This window comes from Micromonospora sp. NPDC007230, from assembly GCF_042869115.1.
GTDB lineage: Bacteria > Actinomycetota > Actinomycetes > Mycobacteriales > Micromonosporaceae > Micromonospora.
Genome location: NZ_JBIAFE010000001.1, coordinates 511,784 through 532,399 on the forward strand (window position 1 = coordinate 511,784; position 20,616 = coordinate 532,399).

General features: G+C 73.2%; 18 protein-coding genes. 4 read left to right on the forward strand and 14 right to left on the reverse strand.

From position 1 onward, the window contains the following. Window positions 1–36: 36 nt before the first annotated feature. From ACFYML_RS02530 to ACFYML_RS02540, 3 genes are all read right to left on the reverse strand, one after another. The gene (locus ACFYML_RS02530; protein WP_387418903.1) at window positions 37–765 is read right to left on the reverse strand and encodes a hypothetical protein; all 729 of its coding nucleotides are present in this window, start codon (window positions 763–765) and stop codon (window positions 37–39) included. A 146-nt stretch (window positions 766–911) separates the two neighbouring features. Continuing rightward, window positions 912–1,472, reverse strand: a complete 561-nt coding sequence (locus ACFYML_RS02535; protein ID WP_357439581.1) for a peptide deformylase — start codon at window positions 1,470–1,472, stop codon at window positions 912–914. Further along, a complete protein-coding gene (locus ACFYML_RS02540) occupies window positions 1,469–1,981 on the reverse strand; it encodes an ACT domain-containing protein (RefSeq protein WP_357439579.1) in 513 nt (170 codons plus the stop codon). The genes ACFYML_RS02535 and ACFYML_RS02540 overlap by 4 nt, the downstream gene beginning before the upstream one ends. Before the next feature lie 96 nt (window positions 1,982–2,077). On the opposite strand from ACFYML_RS02540, the gene ACFYML_RS02545 reads away from it, so the two are divergent. Then, window positions 2,078–2,983, forward strand: a complete 906-nt coding sequence (locus tag ACFYML_RS02545) for an A/G-specific adenine glycosylase (RefSeq protein ID WP_387418904.1) — start codon at window positions 2,078–2,080, stop codon at window positions 2,981–2,983. A gap of 353 nt (window positions 2,984–3,336) precedes the next feature. Here the strand turns inward: ACFYML_RS02545 and ACFYML_RS02550 are convergent, their stop codons facing one another. The 3 genes from ACFYML_RS02550 to lysS all read right to left on the reverse strand — a co-directional run bounded on the left by ACFYML_RS02550 (window position 3,337) and on the right by lysS (window position 8,366). Further along, window positions 3,337–5,868, reverse strand: a complete 2,532-nt coding sequence (locus tag ACFYML_RS02550; protein ID WP_073837748.1) for an ATP-dependent Clp protease ATP-binding subunit — start codon at window positions 5,866–5,868, stop codon at window positions 3,337–3,339. Between the two features lie 523 nt (window positions 5,869–6,391). Further along, entirely contained in the window at window positions 6,392–6,742 is a 351-nt protein-coding gene (locus ACFYML_RS02555) for an Lsr2 family protein (protein WP_148793152.1), read from the reverse strand. Window positions 6,743–6,857: 115 nt separating this feature from the next. Beyond that, window positions 6,858–8,366: a lysine--tRNA ligase gene (gene lysS, locus ACFYML_RS02560; protein WP_387418905.1), complete on the reverse strand. Its 1,509-nt coding sequence runs from the start codon at window positions 8,364–8,366 to the stop codon at window positions 6,858–6,860. A 94-nt stretch (window positions 8,367–8,460) separates the two neighbouring features. Between lysS and ACFYML_RS02565 the strand changes: the two genes are divergently transcribed. Next, window positions 8,461–9,201 carry a class I SAM-dependent methyltransferase gene (locus ACFYML_RS02565; RefSeq protein WP_387418906.1) on the forward strand — a complete coding sequence of 247 codons (741 nt, stop codon included), beginning with the start codon at window positions 8,461–8,463 and terminating at the stop codon, window positions 9,199–9,201. Window positions 9,202–9,294: 93 nt separating this feature from the next. Here ACFYML_RS02565 and ACFYML_RS02570 read toward each other — a convergent pair whose 3' ends face one another. The 7 genes from ACFYML_RS02570 to ACFYML_RS02600 all read right to left on the reverse strand — a co-directional run bounded on the left by ACFYML_RS02570 (window position 9,295) and on the right by ACFYML_RS02600 (window position 16,111). Beyond that, entirely contained in the window at window positions 9,295–10,053 is a 759-nt protein-coding gene (locus ACFYML_RS02570; RefSeq protein WP_357439568.1) for a type III pantothenate kinase, read from the reverse strand. Window positions 10,054–10,146: 93 nt separating this feature from the next. Further along, a complete protein-coding gene (gene nadC / locus ACFYML_RS02575) occupies window positions 10,147–11,043 on the reverse strand; it encodes a carboxylating nicotinate-nucleotide diphosphorylase (RefSeq protein ID WP_387418907.1) in 897 nt (298 codons plus the stop codon). Then, the gene (locus tag ACFYML_RS02580; RefSeq protein ID WP_387418908.1) at window positions 11,040–12,725 is read right to left on the reverse strand and encodes an L-aspartate oxidase; all 1,686 of its coding nucleotides are present in this window, start codon (window positions 12,723–12,725) and stop codon (window positions 11,040–11,042) included. Before ACFYML_RS02580 ends, nadC begins: the two co-directional genes overlap by 4 nt. Window positions 12,726–12,786: 61 nt before the next feature. Continuing rightward, entirely contained in the window at window positions 12,787–13,680 is an 894-nt protein-coding gene (locus ACFYML_RS02585; RefSeq protein WP_387418909.1) for a septum formation family protein, read from the reverse strand. Between the two features lie 89 nt (window positions 13,681–13,769). Then, a complete protein-coding gene (gene panD, locus ACFYML_RS02590; RefSeq protein WP_357439558.1) occupies window positions 13,770–14,198 on the reverse strand; it encodes an aspartate 1-decarboxylase in 429 nt (142 codons plus the stop codon). A gap of 31 nt (window positions 14,199–14,229) precedes the next feature. Then, complete coding sequence (panC, locus tag ACFYML_RS02595) at window positions 14,230–15,078, reverse strand: pantoate--beta-alanine ligase (protein WP_387418910.1); 849 nt, start codon at window positions 15,076–15,078, stop codon at window positions 14,230–14,232. A gap of 55 nt (window positions 15,079–15,133) precedes the next feature. After that, on the reverse strand, window positions 15,134–16,111 hold the full coding sequence (locus ACFYML_RS02600) for a Rossmann-like and DUF2520 domain-containing protein (protein ID WP_387418911.1): 978 nt from the start codon (window positions 16,109–16,111) through the stop codon (window positions 15,134–15,136). 212 nt (window positions 16,112–16,323) lie between these two features. On the opposite strand from ACFYML_RS02600, the gene ACFYML_RS02605 reads away from it, so the two are divergent. Beyond that, complete coding sequence (locus tag ACFYML_RS02605; protein ID WP_387419020.1) at window positions 16,324–17,562, forward strand: SAM-dependent methyltransferase; 1,239 nt, start codon at window positions 16,324–16,326, stop codon at window positions 17,560–17,562. Window positions 17,563–17,605: 43 nt separating this feature from the next. Continuing rightward, complete coding sequence (locus ACFYML_RS02610; protein ID WP_387418912.1) at window positions 17,606–18,775, forward strand: NADH-quinone oxidoreductase subunit D; 1,170 nt, start codon at window positions 17,606–17,608, stop codon at window positions 18,773–18,775. 23 nt (window positions 18,776–18,798) lie between these two features. On the opposite strand, the gene ACFYML_RS02615 is transcribed toward ACFYML_RS02610, so the two are convergent. Further along, window positions 18,799–20,523, reverse strand: a complete 1,725-nt coding sequence (locus ACFYML_RS02615) for a hypothetical protein (RefSeq protein ID WP_387418913.1) — start codon at window positions 20,521–20,523, stop codon at window positions 18,799–18,801. Between the last annotated feature and the right edge of the window lie 93 nt (window positions 20,524–20,616).

Consider the following 20,616-nt stretch of genomic DNA (forward strand, 5'->3'; position numbering starts at 1 on the left):
CGCCGGTCAGCCGGCGTCCGGTCAGCCGGCGTCCGGTCAGCCGGAGATGGTCAGCTTCACCGGCTCGCTGAGCTTGGTGCCCACCCGGGCGAAGACCTGGTACGCGCCGGGCTGCGCGTACGGGCCGTCGGCCAGACCGTTCGCGCACTTCGTGCTGTACCGGCCGTTCCAGCCCAGCTCGTAGGAGCGCTCGAAGTTCGGGGTGAACGACTGCACGTCCGAGCCCTTGCCGGTGCCGCAGGTGTCCGAGGACCAGACCTTCTCCGCGCCGACCTTGACGAACAGTTCCTGGAGGTCGGCGCCCACGTCCCGGCTGCAGGTACGGTTCGACACGTTCTTGACCTTGAGCCGGAGGGTGACCACCGTGCCCTGCCGGGCGGTGGCCGGCAGGGCCACCGGGGTCACCCGGATCTCGGAGTCGGCACAGGTGCCGTCGTCGACCACCGGGGCGGCCGGCACGTCGTTGGACCCGCCGCCGCTCTGCCCGCTGTCCGAGCCGCCCGAGTTGCCGCTCGAGTCGCCGCCGGCGTCGCCGGGCGTCGGGGACGGGCTGCCGGAGGTCGGCGTCAGCACCGACCCGGTCGGCTGCGGCGCCGGCCCGGACGCCTTCGCCGAGGGATCGGCACCCGTCGCGCCGGTGTTGTTGCGCTCCGTACCGGTGCAGGAATAGAGCAGGACAATCAGGAAGAGAAGCCCCGCTCCGAGCACGACGGCGCGACGCCGCCAGTACACGGCGGGTGGCAGGGGGCCGACCGTCAGACGCATGATGCGTTCACCGTAGCGGCGTACCGCACGACGCGGCGCGCGACGCGCCGGTACGGGCGAACCCGGCCGAGTCGGCCCTCCACACTCGACGGCAAGTCGTCACCGAACGGCTCCGGGCGGGCGCGCAGCGCCATGACCAATACCGCTCAGAGATAGACCTTGCGCTGGTAGACGGCGTGCGCCCCGGCGACCCGGTCGAGAAAGAGCAGTCCGGCGCAGTGGTCGATCTCGTGCTGGAGCGCCCTCGCCTCGAACCCGTCCGTCACCAGCCGCACCGGCGCGCCGCTGCCCGGCAGCACCCCCTCGACCACGAGCCGGCCGGCCCGCTTCACATCGCCGGTCAGGTCGGGCACCGACATGCAGCCCTCCCGGCCGGCCTTCCAGCGGCTCGCCTCCACCACCTTGGCGTTGCAGAGCACGAAGGTGCCGTGCACCGTGACCGCCTTCGGGTGGCCGGTGACGTCCACCGCGAACACCTGCGCGCCCACCCCGACCTGCGGCGCGGCGAGGCCGACACAGCCCGGCGACACCCGCATGGTGGCGACCAGATCGGCGGCGAGGCGGATCACCTCGGTTGAGGTCGGGTCGACCTCCGGCCCGGGACGGCTGAGCACCGGGTCGGGCGCGGCGACCACCGGACGCACCTCGCCCGGCACGCCGAGCGCCTCGGGGGTCCAGCCACCCAGGCCGACGTACTCGGCGGTCACAGCAGGTCCGGGTCCGCCGGCCGGAGGCTGACGCCCACGCCCAGCTCGGCAGCGGTACGGGCCAGCCTGCCGGCCACCTCGTCGGAGCTGCCCGGCGGCAGTTCCACCTCGGCGACCACCACGTAGAGGGACCCGGTCAGCCGGGTGCTCAGGTCGGTGACGTTGCCGCCCGCGTCGGCCAGCACCCGGGTCATCGCCGCGACGATGCCCATCCGGTCCGCGCCGTGCACCGCCATCACGTACGGCTCACCGGCCGGCGCGGTCCGCCCGTCGGGGGTGACCGCGCGTACGGTGGCCAGCAGTTGGCCGTCCGCGGCGAGCGGGGCCAGCGCGGCCTCGACCTCGGCGGCGGCCGGGCCCACGCAGATCAGGGTCATCGCGAAGTGTCCGCGCAGCCGGGTCATCGTGGAGTCGGTGAGGTTCGCGCCGAGCCGCGCGAGTGCCTCGGCGACGTCGGCCACGATGCCCGGCCGGTCCCGGCCGATGACGGTGATCGCGAGCTCGTTCATCCGGACATTCTGCCCCGTCGGCCCTGGTCGGCCGCGTGGGCCCGGCCCGCCCGCCCATCCTGCGGGAAAGCCGTCCGTGACATGATCGGCGGCGCGATGTCTGAGCCCACCTTCGCCACCCTGGTCAGCCGGTGGTACGAGCGGAACGCCCGCGACCTGCCGTGGCGCAAGCCGGGCGTCGGCGCCTGGGCCATCCTGGTCAGCGAGGTCATGCTCCAGCAGACACCGGTGGTCCGGGTGCTGCCCGCTTGGGAGGCGTGGCTGGCCCGCTGGCCCGTCCCGGCCGCGCTCGCCGAGGACACCCCGGCCGAGGCGATCCGGATGTGGGGCCGGCTCGGCTACCCCCGCCGAGCCGTCCGGCTGCGGGACTGCGCGGTGGCGATCGTGGAGCGGCACGGCGGTGCGGTGCCGGACCGGCTGGACCAGTTGCTGGCCCTGCCAGGCGTCGGGACCTACACGGCCCGGGCGGTGGCGGCGTTCGCGTACGGGCAGCGGCACCCGGTGGTCGACACCAACGTGCGCCGGGTGGTCTGCCGGGCGGTCGCCGGGGAGCCGGACGCCGGACCGGCCACCCGCCCCGCCGACCTGGTGGCCACCGAGGAACTGCTGCCGGCGGAGCCCGCCGCGGCGGCCCTGGCCAGCGCGGCGTTCATGGAACTCGGCGCCATGATCTGCACCGCCCGCGCACCCCGCTGCGCGATCTGCCCGGTCGAGTCCGTCTGCGCCTGGCGGGCGTCCGGGCAGGAGGCCCCGGCCGGCCCGACCCGCCGCCCCCAGCGCTACGCCGGCACCGACCGCCAGGTACGCGGCCTGCTGCTCGCGGTGCTCCGCGAGGCGACCGGCCCGGTGCCGCACCAACGGCTGGACCAGGTGTGGCACGACGACGTGCAGCGGGCCCGGGCCCTGGCCGGGCTGGTCACCGACGGGCTGGTCGAACCCGTCGGCGAGGAGTCCTTCCGCCTACTCGGCGACGGCCCCCCGATCCCCCTCCCCCGCCCCTGATCCCACCCCGGGCCGTGGCGACACCCGGTCGCCGACCTGGCGGCATCACGCCACCGCGAGGGCACCGAATCGCCGACCTGGCGGCATCACGCCGCCGCCGGCCGCCGGGTCGCCGACCTGGCGGCATCACGCCGCCGCAAGGGCACCGAATCGCCGACCTGGCGGCATTGCGCCGCCGCGGACACACCACATCGCCGACCTCGCGTCGATCAAGCGCGACGGCGAGGCGGCCGGTTTGCGCCGAGCCGGCAAGGCGGTCCGGCGAGACGGTGCGGCGGGGCAGGGCGGGGAACGAAAAGGCGACGGCCCCGGTGGCTTTCGCCGACCGGGGCCGTCGCCCTGCCCGATGTGCCTTACTCGTCCGCGCCCGCGGTGGCGGCGCCACCGAGGTCCGCCGGGACGGCGTCCGGCACGGCCACCGGCCGGTCGGCGCCCCGGAAGACGAGCTTGGACTTGTCGATGTTGCTCGGGTCGCCCTCGCAGTCCACCACCACGATCTGACCCGGGGTCAGCTCGTTGAAGAGGATCCGCTCGGAGAGGTTGTCCTCGATGTCGCGCTGGATCGTACGACGCAGCGGCCGCGCGCCCAGCACCGGGTCGAAGCCCTTCTTCGCCAGGTACTTCTTGGCGTTGTCGGTCAGCTCCAGGCCCATGTCCTTGTTCTTCAGCTGGGTCTCGATCCGCTGGATCATGATGTCCACGATCGAGAGGATCTCGTTCTCCCGCAGCTGGTGGAAGACGATGGTGTCGTCGATCCGGTTCAGGAACTCGGGCCGGAAGTGCTGCTTGAGCTCGTCGTTGACCTTCTGCTTCATCCGGTCGTAGTTCGACTCGGAGTCCTCAGAGGCCTGGAAGCCCAGCGAGACCGCCTTGGCGACGTCCCGCGTACCGAGGTTGGTGGTCAGGATGATGACCGTGTTCTTGAAGTCCACGATCCGACCCTGGCCGTCGGTGAGCCGCCCGTCCTCCAGGATCTGGAGGAGCGTGTTGAACACGTCCGGGTGGGCCTTCTCGATCTCGTCGAACAGGACCACCGAGAACGGCCGACGACGCACCTTCTCGGTCAGCTGCCCGCCCTCGTCGTAGCCGACGTAGCCGGGAGGGGCACCCACCAGCCGGGACACCGTGTACCGGTCGTGGAACTCGGACATGTCCAGCTGGATGAGGGCGTCCTCGCTGCCGAACAGGAACTCGGCGAGCGCCTTGGAGAGCTCGGTCTTACCCACACCGGACGGGCCGGCGAAGATGAACGAGCCGGACGGGCGCTTCGGGTCCTTCAGGCCGGCCCGGGTACGCCGGATCGCCTTCGAGACCGCCTTGACCGCGTCCTCCTGGCCGATGACGCGCTTGTGCAGCTCGTCCTCCATGCGCAGCAGGCGCGAGGTCTCCTCCTCGGTCAGCTTGTAGACCGGGATGCCGGTCCAGTTGCCGAGCACCTCGGCGATCTGCTCGTCGTCGACCTCGCTGACGACGTCCAGGTCACCGGCCTTCCACTCCTTCTCCCGCTGGGCCTTCTGGCCGAGCAGCTGCTTCTCCTTGTCGCGGAGCTGAGCGGCCCGCTCGAAGTCCTGCGCGTCGATCGCGGACTCCTTGTCGCGGCGCACCTGGGCGATGCGCTCGTCGAAGTCACGCAGGTCTGGCGGCGCGGTCATCCGGCGGATGCGCATCCGGGCACCGGCCTCGTCGATCAGGTCGATCGCCTTGTCCGGCAGGAAGCGGTCGGAGATGTACCGGTCGGCCAGGGTGGCGGCGGCCACCAGGGCGGCGTCGGTGATGCTCACCCGGTGGTGCGCCTCGTAACGGTCCCGCAGGCCCTTGAGGATCTCGATGGTGTGCGCCAGCGAGGGCTCACCCACCTGGATCGGCTGGAAGCGGCGCTCGAGAGCGGCGTCCTTCTCCAGGTGCTTGCGGTATTCGTCGAGGGTGGTGGCGCCGATGGTCTGCAGCTCGCCACGGGCCAGCATCGGCTTGAGGATGCTGGCGGCGTCGATCGCGCCCTCGGCGGCACCCGCACCCACCAGGGTGTGGATCTCGTCGATGAACAGGATGATGTCGCCGCGGGTGCGGATCTCCTTGAGCACCTTCTTCAGGCGCTCCTCGAAGTCACCGCGGTAGCGCGAGCCGGCCACCAGGGCACCGAGGTCCAGCGTGTAGAGCTGCTTGTCCTTCAGCGTCTCGGGCACCTCGCCCTTGATGATCTTCTGGGACAGCCCCTCCACCACGGCGGTCTTGCCCACGCCGGGCTCACCGATCAGGACCGGGTTGTTCTTGGTACGGCGGGAGAGCACCTGCATGACCCGCTCGATTTCCTTCTCGCGCCCGATGACCGGGTCGAGCTTGCCCTCGCGGGCGGCCTGGGTCAGGTTGCGGCCGAACTGGTCCAGCACGAGGCTGGTCGACGGCGCGGCCTCACCCGGCGCGGCACCCGCCGCGGCCGGCTCCTTGCCCTGGTAGCCGGAGAGCAGCTGGATCACCTGCTGGCGGACCCGGTTGAGGTCCGCGCCGAGCTTGACCAGCACCTGGGCGGCGACGCCCTCACCCTCGCGGATCAGGCCGAGCAGGATGTGCTCCGTGCCGATGTAGTTGTGGCCGAGCTGCAGCGCCTCGCGCAGCGACAGCTCCAGCACCTTCTTGGCCCGCGGCGTGAACGGGATGTGCCCGCTCGGCGCCTGCTGGCCCTGGCCGATGATCTCCTCGACCTGCTGGCGGACGCCCTCGAGGGAGATGCCGAGGCTCTCCAGGGCCTTTGCCGCGACACCCTCACCCTCGTGGATCAGGCCCAGCAGGATGTGCTCCGTACCGATGTAGTTGTGGTTGAGCATCCGGGCCTCTTCCTGGGCCAGGACGACAACCCGTCGCGCTCGGTCGGTGAACCGCTCGAACATGCCCTCGTGCTCCTCACGTGCCGTGCGCCTTGATGGTCTAGATCTTGGCGGGGCCGGTGCGCGGACGTCCGGGACGGGCGTCCGTGCCTCCTTACTCTATCGCCGCGGACCGACTCCGCTGAGGTCGTGCGACCCCGCAAATGGCCGTTCACGCGTCGTTTCTGACAACCGTCCACGCTCAGGAGGTGTTCCGGTACCCCTGCCTGTACGCGCAGAGCGAAATTCGACCGTGGGTGGAAAAGCCCGGTCGGGGGCTCCCCGGACGTCTCCGGGCCGGGGCGGGCGGCGTCGGTGCCGGCCGCCGGTCATCCACAACCTGTGGACAAGTTCTCCACTGCCTGTGGACAACTTGCCCCACGACGGTTTTCTTCCCGGTCCCGGCCCAGGTTTCCCGGCACTCGACCGCCGCTCCCGACGGCCCCGGGACGGACCGGACAGACGGCGCGGCGGGGCGGAAACGGCGACGCCGGCCCGGAGTGGCACTCCGGTCCGGCGTCGTAGTCGCCTGGTAGGGCTCGTCGGCTCAGTGGCCCGCCTTCGCGTGGTACTCGTCGACGATCTCCTGCGGGATGCGGCCCCGGTCCGAGATGTCCTTGCCGGCCTTCTTGGCCCAGGCCCGGATGGCCTTGTTCTGCTCGCGGTCGGCGGTCGCGCCGCCCCGGCCACGCGCGGCCCGGCCACCGACGACCACCCCGCCGCGCCCGACCTTGGTGCCGTGGGCGATGTACTGAGCGAATACGTCGCGCAATTTCTCGGCATTGGGAGCCGACAGGTCGATCTCGTACTGCACGCCGTCGAGCGCGAACTTGACGGTCTCGTCAGCGTCCCCGCCGTCCAGGTCATCGACCAGCTTGTGAATGATCTGCTTGGCCACAGCCCCACATTCCTTTCGAGCAGGGTGGTGCTCCTGTTATTACACCGAGCACGATAACCCGCCCGACACTTGCCGCGTCAATAGGACCCGGTAACGACCCGGTGGTGCTTCGCGGCTACTCGGGGCGGACCAACGGGAACAGGATGGTTTCCCGAATTCCCAGGCCGGTCAGCGCCATCAAGAGCCGGTCGATTCCCATTCCCATACCGCCGGCCGGCGGCATTCCGTACTCCATCGCCCGGAGAAAGTCCTCGTCCAGTCGCATGGCCTCGTCGTCGCCGCGGGCGGCGAGCTGCGCCTGGGCCACCAGCCGCTCCCGCTGCACCACCGGGTCGACCAGCTCGGAATACGCGGTACCCAGCTCGAAGCCGAGCACGTAGAGGTCCCACTTCTCGGCCAGGCCCGGCTCCGTGCGGTGCGCCCGGGTCAGCGGGCTGGTCTCCTCCGGGTAGTCGAGCACAAAGGTGGGCGCCTGCAGCGACGGGACGACCAGTTCCTCGAACAGCTCCTCGGCCAGCTTGCCCGGACCCCACTTGGGGTCGACGCCGAGCCCGACCTTGTCCGCGTACTCGACCAGGCGGGACCTTTCCGTGCGCACGGTGACCTCCTCACCGAGCGCTTCGGAAAGAACACCGAACAGCGTCACCGACCGCCACTCGCCGCCGAGATCGAACTCGCGACCGTCGCCGTGGGTCACCACCGTCGAGCCACCCACCGCGATCGCGGCCTGCTGCACGAGATTACGGGTCAGCTCGGCCATCGTGTTGTAGTCGCCGTACGCCTGGTAGGCCTCGAGCATCGCGAACTCGGGCGAGTGCGAGGAGTCGATGCCCTCATTACGGAAGTTGCGGTTGATCTCGAAGACCCGGTCCACACCGCCGACCACGGCACGCTTGAGAAACAGTTCCGGCGCGATTCGCAGATACAGATCGGTGCTGAGCGCATTGCTGTGGGTCACGAATGGGCGGGCCGCCGCGCCACCGTGCAGCAACTGGAGCATCGGGGTCTCCACCTCGACAAAGTCCTGCGCGTGCAGGGTGTCGCGGAGGCTGCGCACGGCGGCGGCGCGGGTGCGTACCATCTGCCGCGCCTGCGGCCGGACGACCAGGTCCACGTAGCGCTGGCGGACCCGGGCCTCCTCGCTCAGCGGCTTGTGCGCCACCGGCAGGGGGCGGAGCGCCTTGGCGGTGACCGCCCACTCCTCGACCAGCACCGACAGCTCGCCGCGCCGGCTGGTGATCACCTCACCGGTGACCCCGACGTGGTCGCCGAGATCGACCAGGCGCTTCCAGTCCTCCAGCCGCTCCGGGCCGACCCGGTCCAGTGAGAGCATCGCCTGCAGTTCGGTGCCGTCACCGTCCCGCAGCGTGGCGAAGCAGAGCTTGCCGGTGTTGCGTACGAAGATCACCCGGCCGGTGACCGAGACCCGGTCGCCGGTGGCGGTGTCGGTGGGCAAATCGGCGTACTGCGCCCGGATCCGGGCCAGCGTGCTGGTCCGGGGGTATCCGACCGGGTACGGCTCGACGCCCTCGGCGAGCATCCGGTCCCGCTTCTCCCGGCGGACCTTCATCTGCTCCGGAAGGTCGTCGGCGGGGTCGACTGGCACGGCGTTCTGCTCGGTCACGGCACGCTTCCTCAAGCCTTGGCGAAAAATCGGCGGGTCAGCCCATGAGCGTACTCAAGCGGCCTGCTGGCCGTTACGGGATAACCTGCCGCTCATGACGGACCCCACTCAGGCGCTCTCCTTCGGCACGGCCGCCGCCGAGTACGACCGGTTCCGCCCCCGCTATCCCGAGGCAGCCCTGCGCTGGGCACTCGACGGGCTCGCCGTGCCGGCCAAGGTGGTGGACCTGGGCGCGGGCACCGGCATCCTCAGCCGCGGCGTGCTCGCGCTCGGGCACGAGGTCGTACCGGTGGAACCGGATCCGGGAATGCGGGCGCAACTGGCGGTCGCCAGCCCGGGCACGACGGCGCTGGCGGGCAGCGCCGAGGCGATGCCGCTGCCGGACGGGTCGGCGGACGCCGTCCTGGTCGGCCAGGCCTACCACTGGTTCGACAAGGAGCCCGCGCACGCCGAGATCGCCCGGGTGCTGCGGTCCGGCGGCACCTTCGCCCCGATCTGGAACGTCCGCGACGAGCGGGTTACCTGGGTGGCGGAACTGACCCGGATCGCGCACCTCGGCGACACCGCCGGCGACGTGACCGAGAAGTACGGCGACTTCGGCCCCGCCTTCGAGCCGGTCGAACTGGGCGAGTTCGCCCACACCACCACACTCACGCCCGACGAGGTGGTGGGCATGCTGCACACCCGCTCGTACTGGCTCACCGCCTCGCCGGACGAGCAGGAGCGCGTCGACCGGGAGTTGGGGGAACTCTTCGCCACCCACCCCGACCTGGCCGGCCGGGAGACCGTCGAGCTGCCCTACCAGACCTTCGTCTTCAGAGCCCGACGGCGCTGAACCACGAAGGGTTTCCGGGCAGCCCGGCCGGCGGAGGGATCAAGCGTGACCGCCCGGAGCCGGCCGGGCTGCCCGGAAACCCCACCCCCAGGCTCAGAGGTTCCGCTCATAAACCATCCGCAGACCGATGAGCGTGATCATCGGCTCGTGGTGGGTGATCGTGCGGCACTCGTTGAGCACCAGGGCGGCCAGGCCACCCGTGGCGATCACCGCCTTCACCTCGCCCAGCTCCTCGGTCATCCGCTCGACGATCCGGTCCACCTGGCCGGCGAAGCCGAAGTAGAGGCCGGCCTGGAGGCACTCGACGGTGTTCTTGCCGATCACCGACCGGGGCATGGTGGCCTCCACCTTGCGCAGCTGGGCGGCGCGGGCGGCCAGCGCGTCGAAGGAGATCTCGATGCCCGGCGCGAAGGCGCCGCCGAGGAACTCACCCCGGCCGCTGATCACGTCGAAGTTGGTGGTCGTGCCGAAGTCCACCACGATCGACGGCCCGCCGTAGAGGGTGTACGCGGCCAGGGTGTTGACCACCCGGTCCGCGCCGACCTCCTTGGGGTTGTCGATGGCGAGCTGCACCCCGGTGCGTACCCCGGGCTCGACGATCACGCTCGGCAGGTCCGCGTAGTAGCGGGCCAGCATGGTGCGCAGCGAGCGCAGCGCGGCCGGCACCGTGGAGCAGGCGGCCACCCCGGTGATCTCCACGGCGTCACCGGCCAGCAGTCCCCGGAACATCAGACCCAGCTCGTCGGCCGTGGAGCGGGCGTCGGTCTTGATCCGCCAGGAGTGCACCAGCTTGTCGCCGTCGAAGGTCGCCAGCACGGTGTTGGTGTTTCCGATGTCGATGCAGAGCAGCACGCTGGCAGCCTAGACGGCGCTCGCGCCGGGGGTGAGCGCGAGGAGTGAGCCGGGATTGCGAGCCCCGCAGTCGCGAACGAAGCCCAGCACAGCTCATTCCGTGCGCAAATCCAGGGCGATGTCCAGGATCGGCGAGGAGTGGGTCAGCGCGCCCACCGAGAGGAAGTCCACCCCGGTCGCGCCGTACTCGGCCGCCACCGGCAGGGTCAGCCCACCGGTCGCCTCCAGTTCGGCCCGGTCGCCCACCGCCGCGACCACCTCGCGCAGCTGCGCCGGGGTCATGTTGTCCAGCAGCAGGAAGTCGGCGCCCGCCTCGACCGCCTCCACCGCCTCGGCCAGGGTGTCCACCTCCACCTGCACCGGCACGTCCGGGAACGCCTCCCGGACCCGGCGGTAGGCGGCGGCGATCCCGCCCGCGGCGACCTTGTGGTTGTCCTTGATCATGGCGACGTCGTGCAGGCCCATCCGCTTGTTGGTGCCGCCGCCGGCGCGGACCGCGTACTTCTCCAAGGCGCGCAGGCCGGGGGTGGTCTTGCGGGTGTCGAGCACCATCGCCTTGCTGCCGGCCAGGGCGTCGGCCCAGGCCCGGGTGTGGGTGGCCACCCCGGACATCCGGCACAGCAGGTTGAGCGCCGTCCGCTCGGCGGTGAGCAGCAGCCGGGTCGGGCCGGCCACCGTGGCCAGCACGTCGCCGCGGGCCACCCGCTGCCCGTCCTGCGCCACCAGCGACACCTCCACCGTACGGCCGGCGCCGGTCACCTCGCCCACCAGCTCGAACACGGCCGCGGCCACGGCCAGCCCGGCCACCACGCCGTCGGCCCGGGCGACCAGGTCACCGGTGCCGTGCTGGGCGGCCGGGATGGTGGCGACGCTGGTGACGTCGAGGAAGTCGGGACCCAGGTCCTCGGCGAGCGCATCGACGATCACCCGCCGTACCCGCTCCGGGTCCAGGCCACCGGCCCGCAGGGCCCCCTCCGTCGACTCCCTCACCGTTCCTCCCAGCGCTCGGTCAACCGTCCCTCGGTCCCGACCCCGGCGACGAGATGGCCCAGCCACCGGTCGTCGGCCGTTGGGAAGTCCTCCCGCCAGTGGCAGCCCCGGGTCTCCCGACGGGTGTACGCGGCGGCGACCAGCGCCGACGCCACGGTGATCAGGTTCGTCGCCTCCCAGTCGGCGGTACGCGGAACCCCCCGGCCCTGACCCAGCTCGGTGAGCGTGCCGGCCGTCGCGGCCAGACTCCGCGCCGAGCGGAGCACGCCCGCCCCCCGGGTCATCGCCCGCTGCAGGGTGGCGGTGGTCGCGGCCGGCACCACCCAGCCCTGGCCACCCACCCAGGCGCCGGTCTCGGCCGGCTTCGCCTGCTCGGGCAGCCCGGCGGCGACGTCCTCGGCGATCCGGCGGGAGAAGACCAGCCCCTCCAGCAGCGAGTTGCTGGCCAGCCGGTTGGCACCGTGCACCCCGGTGCAGGCCACCTCGCCGCAGGCGTACAGGCCGGGGATCGAGGTGCGGCCGTGCAGGTCGGTACGGACGCCGCCGGAGGCGTAGTGGGCGGCCGGGGCGACCGGGATCAGGTCGGTCGCCGGATCCACCCCGATCGCCAGGCAGGACGCCACGATGGTCGGGAAGCGCCGGGCCAGGAAGTCCCCGCCGAGGTGCCGGGCGTCCAGGAAGACGTGGTCCGCGCCGGTGGCCAGCAGCACCCGGTGGATGCCCTTGGCGACGACGTCCCGCGGGGCCAGCTCGGCCAGCTCGTGCTGGCCGACCATGAACCGCTTGCCGTCGCCGTCGACCAGGTGGGCGCCCTCGCCGCGCAGCGCCTCGGAGACCAGCGGCTGCTGGGCCCGGGCGGCGCCGGGCGCGCCGGCCGGCACGATCAGCGCGGTCGGGTGGAACTGGACGAACTCCACGTCGGTGACCGCCGCGCCGGCCCGCATGGCGAGCGCCACGCCGTCGCCGGTGGAGACCGCCGGGTTGGTGGTGGCCGCGAAGATCTGGCCCATGCCGCCGGTGGCCAGCACCACCGCCCGGGCCAGGAGCGCCCCGACGCCGTCCTCACTGCCCTCGCCCAGCACGTGCAGGGTGATCCCACAGGCCGGGCCGAGCCCGTCCGGACCGTCCCCGGGGGCGCGCAGCAGGTCCAGCACGAGGGCGTGCTCGACCAGCCGGATCCACGGATCGCGGTGGACCGCCGCGTGCAGCGCCCGCTGCACCTCGGCCCCGGTGGCGTCGCCGCCGGCGTGCACGATCCGGTCCGCCCGGTGGCCGCCCTCGCGGGTGAGCATCAGCGAACCGTCCGGGTTCCGGTCGAACTCGGCCCCGATCCGCATCAGCTCGCGCAGCCGGGTCGGGCCCTCCTCCACCAGCACCCGGACCGCCGCCGGGTCGCACAGGCCGACCCCGGCCACCTCGGTGTCGTACGCGTGCGCGGCCGGGGTGTCGGCCGGGTCGAGCACGGCGGCGATGCCGCCCTGCGCCCAGCGGGTCGAGCCCTCGTCCATGTTGACCTTGGTGACCACCGTGACGTGCAGCCCCGCCTCGCGCAGGTGCAGCGCGGCGGTCAGCCCGGCGACCCCGGAGCCCACCACGATCACGTCCGTGGTCTCCACCCAGCCGGGTGCGGGCGCGGCCAGCAGCCTGGGCAGGGCCGGCAGGTCGACGGTCGGAAGGTCCATGAGCACAGTCAACCCGAACGTCCCTCGCCCCGGGCGGCGGGGGCGGGACGAGTGGTTTCGGCTACCTCGTCCGCACCGGCAGGCCGGCCGGCCCGGCACCCTTCAGGGAGGCGGTGACCGTCCGGTCGCTGAGCCACAGGTAGCAGCGGACACCCCGGTCACCGACGGCCCACCGGCCGGCGCCGGGCGGGCGTACCACCACACCGCTGCGGAAGCGCAGGGCCGCATCGTCGGGCACGCCGACGTACCGGGCGAGGACGCTGTTGCAGCCGGCGTAGAGCGGGACCCAGTCGGCGTCCCTCGTCGGGTACGGGCGGTCCGGCGCCGGCCACACCCCGACGAACTCGGCGTCGTGCACGGTGCCGCAGTCCACCGGGGACAGCGTCTGCACCCGCCGGGCGTCGCTGCCGGTGCGCTGGCAGCCCAGCCGCAGCGCGGACGGCCCCTTCAGCGCGTCCCGCAGGCTGCCCGTCCGGGTCACCACCTGCGCCGCCGCCTCGACCGTGGTCAGCTCGGTCAGGTCGCAGCGGTACCACCGGGAGCCGGCCGCCCAGCCGGGCCCGGTGGGCAGGGCCACCGCCAGCCGCAGCCGCCCGGCCCGCCAGTTGTCGCCGACGTACCCGCTGGCCCGGGCGTCGCAGTCGGCGAACGCCGTACGCAGTTCGGGCGAGGCGGGGGCCGGCGGGGCGGTGCGGTCGGCCGGGAAGGCGCCCACGTGCACCGTCTCCACCCGGTGCGGCAGGTCGCAGCCCACCGGGTCGTAGCCGGCCAGGCTGACCGTGGCGGTGAAGTCGGCGACCTGGCAGACCCCGGCCGCCGGGGTGAACGCCCCGGCCGCCGGCAGCGCGGCCCAGTCGTCGGTGAGGTCCCCGTCCAGCCCGCCGGCCCCGGCGCAGCCGGCCAGGGCGGCCCCCGCGACCAAGGCGGCGACCAGGATCGTCATCGCACGGCGCATCGCGGCCTCCCCCAGCGACGACCGTCAACCCGACGGTCCGCCCAGGGTAGCCGGAAATGACCTTCCGGTGACAGACCGTGCTGCCCGGGTCAGTTCAGGGCGGCGGCGAGGGGGTTGGGCACCGGGTCACCGGCGGTGCCGGCGGCGGCGGTGGTCGGGTCGGCAGTCAGGTCGACCACCTTGTTGTCGGCGTCGACGTGCACCACCCGCGGCTGGTACGTCCGAGCCTCGGCGTCGTCCATCTGCCCGTACGAGATGAGGATCACCAGGTCACCGGGGTGCACCAGGTGCGCCGCGGCGCCGTTGATGCCGATCACGCCGCTGCCCCGCCGCCCCGGGATCACGTACGTCTCCAGCCGGGCCCCGTTGGTGATGTCGACGATCGCCACCTGCTCGCCGGGGAGCAGGTCGGCCGCGTCGAGCAGCTCCTCGTCCACAGTCACCGAGCCGACGTAGTGCAGGTCGGCCTGGGTCACCGTGGCCCGGTGGATCTTCGACTTGAGCATGGTCCGGAGCATCGGGTCCCTTTCCGGGGTGTGGTGGTGCGGTTCAGGAGCGCGGCGCGAGCCGGATCGCCGTGTTGTCGATCAGACGGGTGGTGCCCACCCAGGCGGCGATCAGCAGCCGCGCCGGACCGGCTACCGGCCCCGGCTCCAGGTCGGCGTCGGTGAGCACCAGATAGTCGAGGCGGGCGCCGGGCGTACCGGAGTCGAAGGCGCGGTGGGCGGCGGCCAGCACCCCACCCGCGTCCGCGCCCTGCTCGGCGGCCTCGACGCCGGCCCGCAGCGCGGCCGACAGGCTCAGTGCCGAAGCCCGCTCCTCGGGCGACAGGTAGCGGTTGCGGCTGGACAGGGCCAGGCCGTCCGGCTCCCGTACGGTCGGCACGCCGACGATCTCGGTCGGCACGTCCAGGTCGCGGACCATCCGCCGGACCAGGGTGAGCTGCTGGTAGTCCTTCTCGCCGAAGAAGGCCAGGTCGGGCCGGGTGAGCTGGAGCAGCTTCAGCACCACGGTGAGCACGCCGTGGAAGAAGCCCGGGCGGCTCAGCCCCTCCAGGTCCTCGCCGAGCGGGCCCGGGCTCGGCCGGACCGTCGGCTGGCCGTTCGGATACATGTCGGCCACCGCCGGGGCGAAGACCACGTCCGCGCCGGCCCGCCGGCAGATCTCCAGGTCGGCGTCGAGGGTGCGCGGATAGCGGTCGAAGTCCTCGTTCGGGCCGAACTGGAGCGGGTTCACGAAGATCGTGACGAGCACGTGGTCGGCCTGCTCGCGGGCGGCCCGGAGCAGCGTCTCGTGCCCGGAGTGCAGCGCGCCCATGGTCATCACCACGCCGACCGTGCCGGTCAGCCTGTCCCGCGCCGCCGCCAGTTCCTTGCGCGTGTGCACCAGCTCGGTCACAGCGTCACCTCAGTTCGCGACTGCGGGGCTCGCAAGATCGGCTCACTCCTCGCGCTCACGCAGCCACCTTCCCGTAGATCCCGGTCAGCACGTCCAGCAGCGACTCCGCGTCCGTCGGGCGCAGCCGGCCGGCTGCGATGGCGCGGTCTGCCGTCCGCCGGGCCAACGCCAGATAGGGGGCCACGGATTCCGGCGCGGTCGCCGCCAGCCGCTCCAGGTGCCGGCGTACGGTGCCGGCATCGCCCCGGGAGACCGGGCCGGTGAGCGCGTCGTCGCCGAGCCGCAGGGCGTTCTCCAGGGCTGCTCGCAGCAGCGGGGCGAGCACCTTCTCCGGCCGGTCCACCCCGGCGTCGCGCAGCCGGTCGGCCGCCTCGTTGACCAGGGTCACCAGGTGGTTGGCGCCATGCGCCAGCGCCGCGTGGTAGAGCGGGCGGTCGGCCTCCGCCACCCACTCCGGCACCCCACCCAGGTCGGCGACCAGCCGGGCGGCGAGCGGACGCAGCTCCGGCGGGGCGGTCACCCCGTACGAGATGCCGGGCAGGCGGGTCAGGTCGTCCGGCGTACCGGTGAAGGTCATCGCCGGGTGCAGCGCGAGCGGCCGGGCACCGACCGCGGCGGCCGGGGCGAGGACGGCCAGCCCGTGCGCGCCGGACGTGTGCGCGACCACCTGGCCGGGGCGCAGTGCGCCGGCCTCGGCCAGGCCGGCGATCACGCCGGCCAGGGCGTCGTCGGGGACCGCCACGATCAGCAGGTCCGTGGCGGCGCGGGCGACCGCGGTCACGGACCGGTTCGGGGTCTGCGGCAGCAGCAGCGCCAGCCGCGCCTTCGCGGCCCCGGAGGCGCCGGAGGCGGCGGCCACCCGGTGGCCGGCGGCGGCGAGGGCCGCGCCGAGCACGGCGCCGACCCGGCCGGCGCCGAGCACGCCGACGGTGAGGGCACGCGGAAAGACGAGCGGGGCGCCGGCGGGGGCGCCACCCGGCGGTACGGCGAGCCCGCGCGGGGCGGCCGGACGCGGGCGCAGCGGTGCGCTCATGACAATCGATCCAGTCCTCGATGGGGGTACCGGTCGATCGCAAGTATGCGCCGGGGTCACGGACCCTGAACAAGCATGTGTGAAAACCTTCACCGAGCGTGTGGAACGCGGAATTCTGGGCACCGGGCGAGCCGCCTCCGACACCGGCCGCGGCCCGGTCGTACCGTCAGCGGGTGACCTTCCCCGAGCAGCCGCTGCCGTGGCGAGCGGCGATGGAGCGGGCGCTCTACGGTCCCGGCGGATTCTTCGTCTCCGGTGCCGGGCCGGCCGCCCATTTCCGCACCAGCGTGCACGCCTCCCCGGTGTTCTCCGCGTGCCTGCTGCGCCTCCTTCTTGATCTCGATCGTGCGCTGGGTCACCCCCCTCGTCTCGACGTGGTGGACGTGGGGGCTGGGCGGGGTGAGCTGCTTCGGGCGCTGCTCGTGGGGGTTTCCGGGGAGCCCGCCCGCTCCGGGCGGTCAGGCTTGATCCCTCCGCGGGCGGGCTCCCCGGAAACCCTGACCGCCACGGCCGCCGCCCGCCCGTCACCCTCCGGGCTCGGGTCGCTCTCCGCCGGGCCGTCGCCCGACGCACCGGTTCCGCTCGCCGACCGGGTACGCCTCACCGCCGTCGAGAAAGCGCCCCGCCCCGAGGACCTCCCGGCTGAGATCGACTGGCTGGACGAGATCCCGGACGGAATCACCGGACTGCTGCTGGCCACCGAGTGGCTGGACAACGTCCCGCTGGACCTGGCCGTGGACACTCCCGAGGGCTGGCGGTATCTGCTGGTGGACCCGACGACCGGTGAAGAGTCGGTGGGTGACCTGGTCGACGCCGCGGATGCCGACTGGCTGGACCGGTGGTGGCCGCTGACCGGAAGCGACGGTGCCGGCTTGACCGGGTCCGGGTTCCGGGCGGCCCGGCCGGCGGAGGGATCAAGCCTGACCGCCCGGAGCCGGTCGGGCCGCCCGGAACCCCCCACGGGAGCAAGAGCCGAGATCGGGAGGACCCGGGACAAAGCCTGGGCCGACGCCGTCCAGCGAATCGAGAAGGGCTGCGCGCTGGCCGTCGACTACGGGCACCTGAGGGACGGCCGGCCGGTGGACGGAACGTTGACCGGGTATCGGGATGGGCGGCAGGTGCCGCCGGTGCCGGACGGGTCGTGTGACGTCACCGCGCACGTCGCCATGGACTCGGTCGCCGCTGCCGGTGAGCGGGTCGCCGGGTGTGCGTACACCTTGATCACGCAGCGCGAGGGGCTGCGGGCGCTCGGGGCCGACGGCGGGCGACCGCCGCTGAGCCTGGCCGCCCAGGATCCCGCCGGGTACGTCCGGGCGCTCGCCGCCGCGTCGGCGGTGGCCGAGCTGACCGACCCGGCCGGCCTGGGCGGGCACTGGTGGCTGCTGCAACCGGTCGGCGTCTCGGTCGCCCCGGTCATGCCCGGCGGGGATCCCCGCGCCTGCCCGGGATGACCGTCATGGTTGGGCTGCCGGCTTGATCCGCGCTCGTGGCACGATGACGGGCATGACCACGGACGCCGGCGACCTCCGCGAACTGACCGTCGGCACGGGCGCCGGCGGGGAGCAGCTCGGCACCGACATGGTGCTCAACATCGGCCCGCAGCACCCCTCCACCCACGGCGTGCTGCGGCTGCGGCTGGTGCTCGACGGCGAGCGGGTGGTCTCCGCCGAGCCGATCGTCGGCTACATGCACCGGGGCGCGGAGAAGCTCTTCGAGGTACGCGACTACCGGCAGATCATCGTGCTGGCCAACCGGCACGACTGGCTCTCGGCCTTCGCGAACGAGCTGGGCGTGGTGCTGGCCGTGGAGCGGCTGATGGGCATGGAGGTGCCCGAACGCGCGACCTGGCTGCGGATGGCGCTGGCCGAGTTGAACCGGGTGCTCAACCACCTGATGTTCCTCGGCTCGTACCCGCTGGAGATCGGCGCGATCACCCCGATGTTCTACGCGTTCCGCGAGCGGGAGACCCTGCAGACGGTGATGGAGGAGGTCTCCGGCGGCCGGATCCACTACATGTTCAACCGGGTCGGCGGCCTGAAAGAGGAGGTGCCGGCCGGCTGGACGGGCCGGGCCCGGGCGGCCATCGGCGAGGTGCGCCGGCGGATGCCGGACCTGGACCAGCTGATCCGACGGAACGAGATCTTCCTGGCCCGGACGGTCGGGGTGGGCGTGCTGTCGGCGGCGGACGCTGCCGCGTTCGGCGCGTCCGGGCCGGTCGCCCGGGCTTCCGGCCTGGACCTGGACCTCCGCCGGGACGACCCCTACCTGGCGTACGACCAGCTCGACGTGCCGGTGGTGACGAAGACCGCCGGGGACTGCCATGCCCGCTTCGAGGTGCTGCTCGACCAGGTGTACGCCTCGCTCGACCTCGCCGAACAGTGCCTGGACCGGGTGGACCGGCTCACCGGGCCGGTGAACACCCGGCTGCCCAAGGTGGTCAAGGCCCCCGAGGGGCACACCTACGCGTGGACCGAGAACCCGCTCGGCATCAACGGCTACTACCTGGTGTCCCGGGGCGAGAAGACGCCGTGGCGGCTCAAGCTGCGCACCGCCTCGTACGCGAACGTGCAGGCGTTGGCGACCCTGCTCCCCGGCTGCCTGGTGCCGGACCTGATCGCGATCCTCGGCTCGATGTTCTTCGTGGTCGGCGACATCGACAAGTAGCCCTCGGCTTCGGGGCGGCGGCGTCAGCGCCAGCGGTCGGCGGAGCGGGGGCTGACGGCCCGGGCCGCCTCGCCGCGCGGCGGGTAGCCGTGCCGGTCGTCGCCGTACCGCGCCGGTTCCGGCTCGGCCTGGTGCCACTCGGGCTCCACCTGGCGCCACTCGACCTGCCCGCTGCGCTGCGCCGGGGGACGCCACTCGTCGGGTACCCGCACCCCACCGACCGGCAGGGCCGGCCGGTTCTCCCCCGCCCAGCCGGATCCCGCGTCGGCGGGCGCCGCGTGGCCCCGGTGGGGCTCGCGGACGGACGCCCAGCGATCCTCGACCCGGTACTCGGTGCCGGCGCCGTCGGCGTGCACCGCGGCGTGCCGCTCCCCGACCCGGAGCTGCCGGCCATGCTCGTCGTCGCGGACCGACGCCCAGCGGTTCCCCGCGCGCAGCTCGGACCAGTACTCGCCGTCCGGATCGTCGGAGGCGGCCCGGCCGGACGGCGCGGGCGAAACCTCGGTGCCGTCCGGCGACGTCCAGCCCGCCCGCGGGCCGGCCCAGGAGCGCTCGTCCTGCGTCGCCGACCAGGACTGCTCGGCACGGCCTCCGGCCCGGCTCGTCGACCACTGCTGGTCGCCGTCGCGGTCCGCCGACCAGGACCGCTGGTCCGCCGGTCCGGCCGGTTCCGTGGACCGGTCCCGCTCACCGCCCTGGCCGGACCATGCGCCGCCGTCCCGCGCCCCACCCTGCCCGGACCAGGCGCCCCCACCCTGCCCGGACCAGGCGCCCCCGTCCCGCGCCCCACCCTGCCCGGACCAGGCGCCACCGTCCCGCGCCCCACCCTGGCCGGACCAGGTGCCGCCGCCGTGGCCGGTCCGGCGGTCGCCGGACGGCCAGGCGTGGTCGTCCTCCGCCTCTCGGTGCCCGGACCAGGGGCGTTCCTCCGGCTCCGCGCCGGTCCACGGCCGCTCCTCTGGCACCGGGGACCAGCGGCCGGCGTAGCCGCCGTAGTGGCCACCGGTGGCCGGATCCGCGGCACCGTCCACGATGGTGTGCCGGGTGGTGACGTGCACGGTCTCGGTGCGATGCACCACCCCGACCTGCCGGGGTTCCGGCCGCCCGTCCGGCTCCGGCGTACGCGGGGCGCCGTAGACGCCGGGCTGCGAACGGTCGGCGGGCGGGGCAGGCCGCTCCGTGCCGTAACGGGTGCCGGACTCCGGGCGGCGGGCCGGCTCGTCCTCGTCCCGGCCGGCGGGCTGCCCCCAGCCCGGCTGCTCGGGGGCGGCGTAGCTGGCCCGGCCGTCGTCGTAGGTCTCGGTGGACGGCACCCGGGCACGGCCACCGGCGGGTTCCGCGGCGGCGGGGCTGCCGGTCCCGGCGGCGGCCGCCGCCGCCGTCGCGTCCAGCCGGCGGCGCAACGCGGTGACCGTCTCCTGGGTCCGGTGCGCCTGGTCGAGCGCCTGGTTGCCACGCTGCGCGGCCGCCACGATCTCGCTGCGCAGCTCGTGGCGAAGCTGCTCGATATCCTCGCGCACCTCCTCGACGCCGGCCGCGCCGCCGGTGCCCTCAGGGCGCAGCGCGATGGAGAGACCGATCAGTACCACGGCGAGGATCGCCAGCACGGCACCGAACCGCAGCGGACCGCCGCCGTCGGCGACCAGCAGGAGAAGCGCCGCCAGGGGCGCGAGCGCCACCCCGATCCAGAACAGCACGTTCAGTAGCGATGGCGTGCGCTTTTCGGCGGGGGCGACCGGGGCGGGCATGGCTGAGCAGACTACCGAGAGTTGCCCCGGTAGGGAACGGGCCGAAAGCACCGATGTAACGACGGCGACCAGGCATTCGCTGCTGGGCGTCCC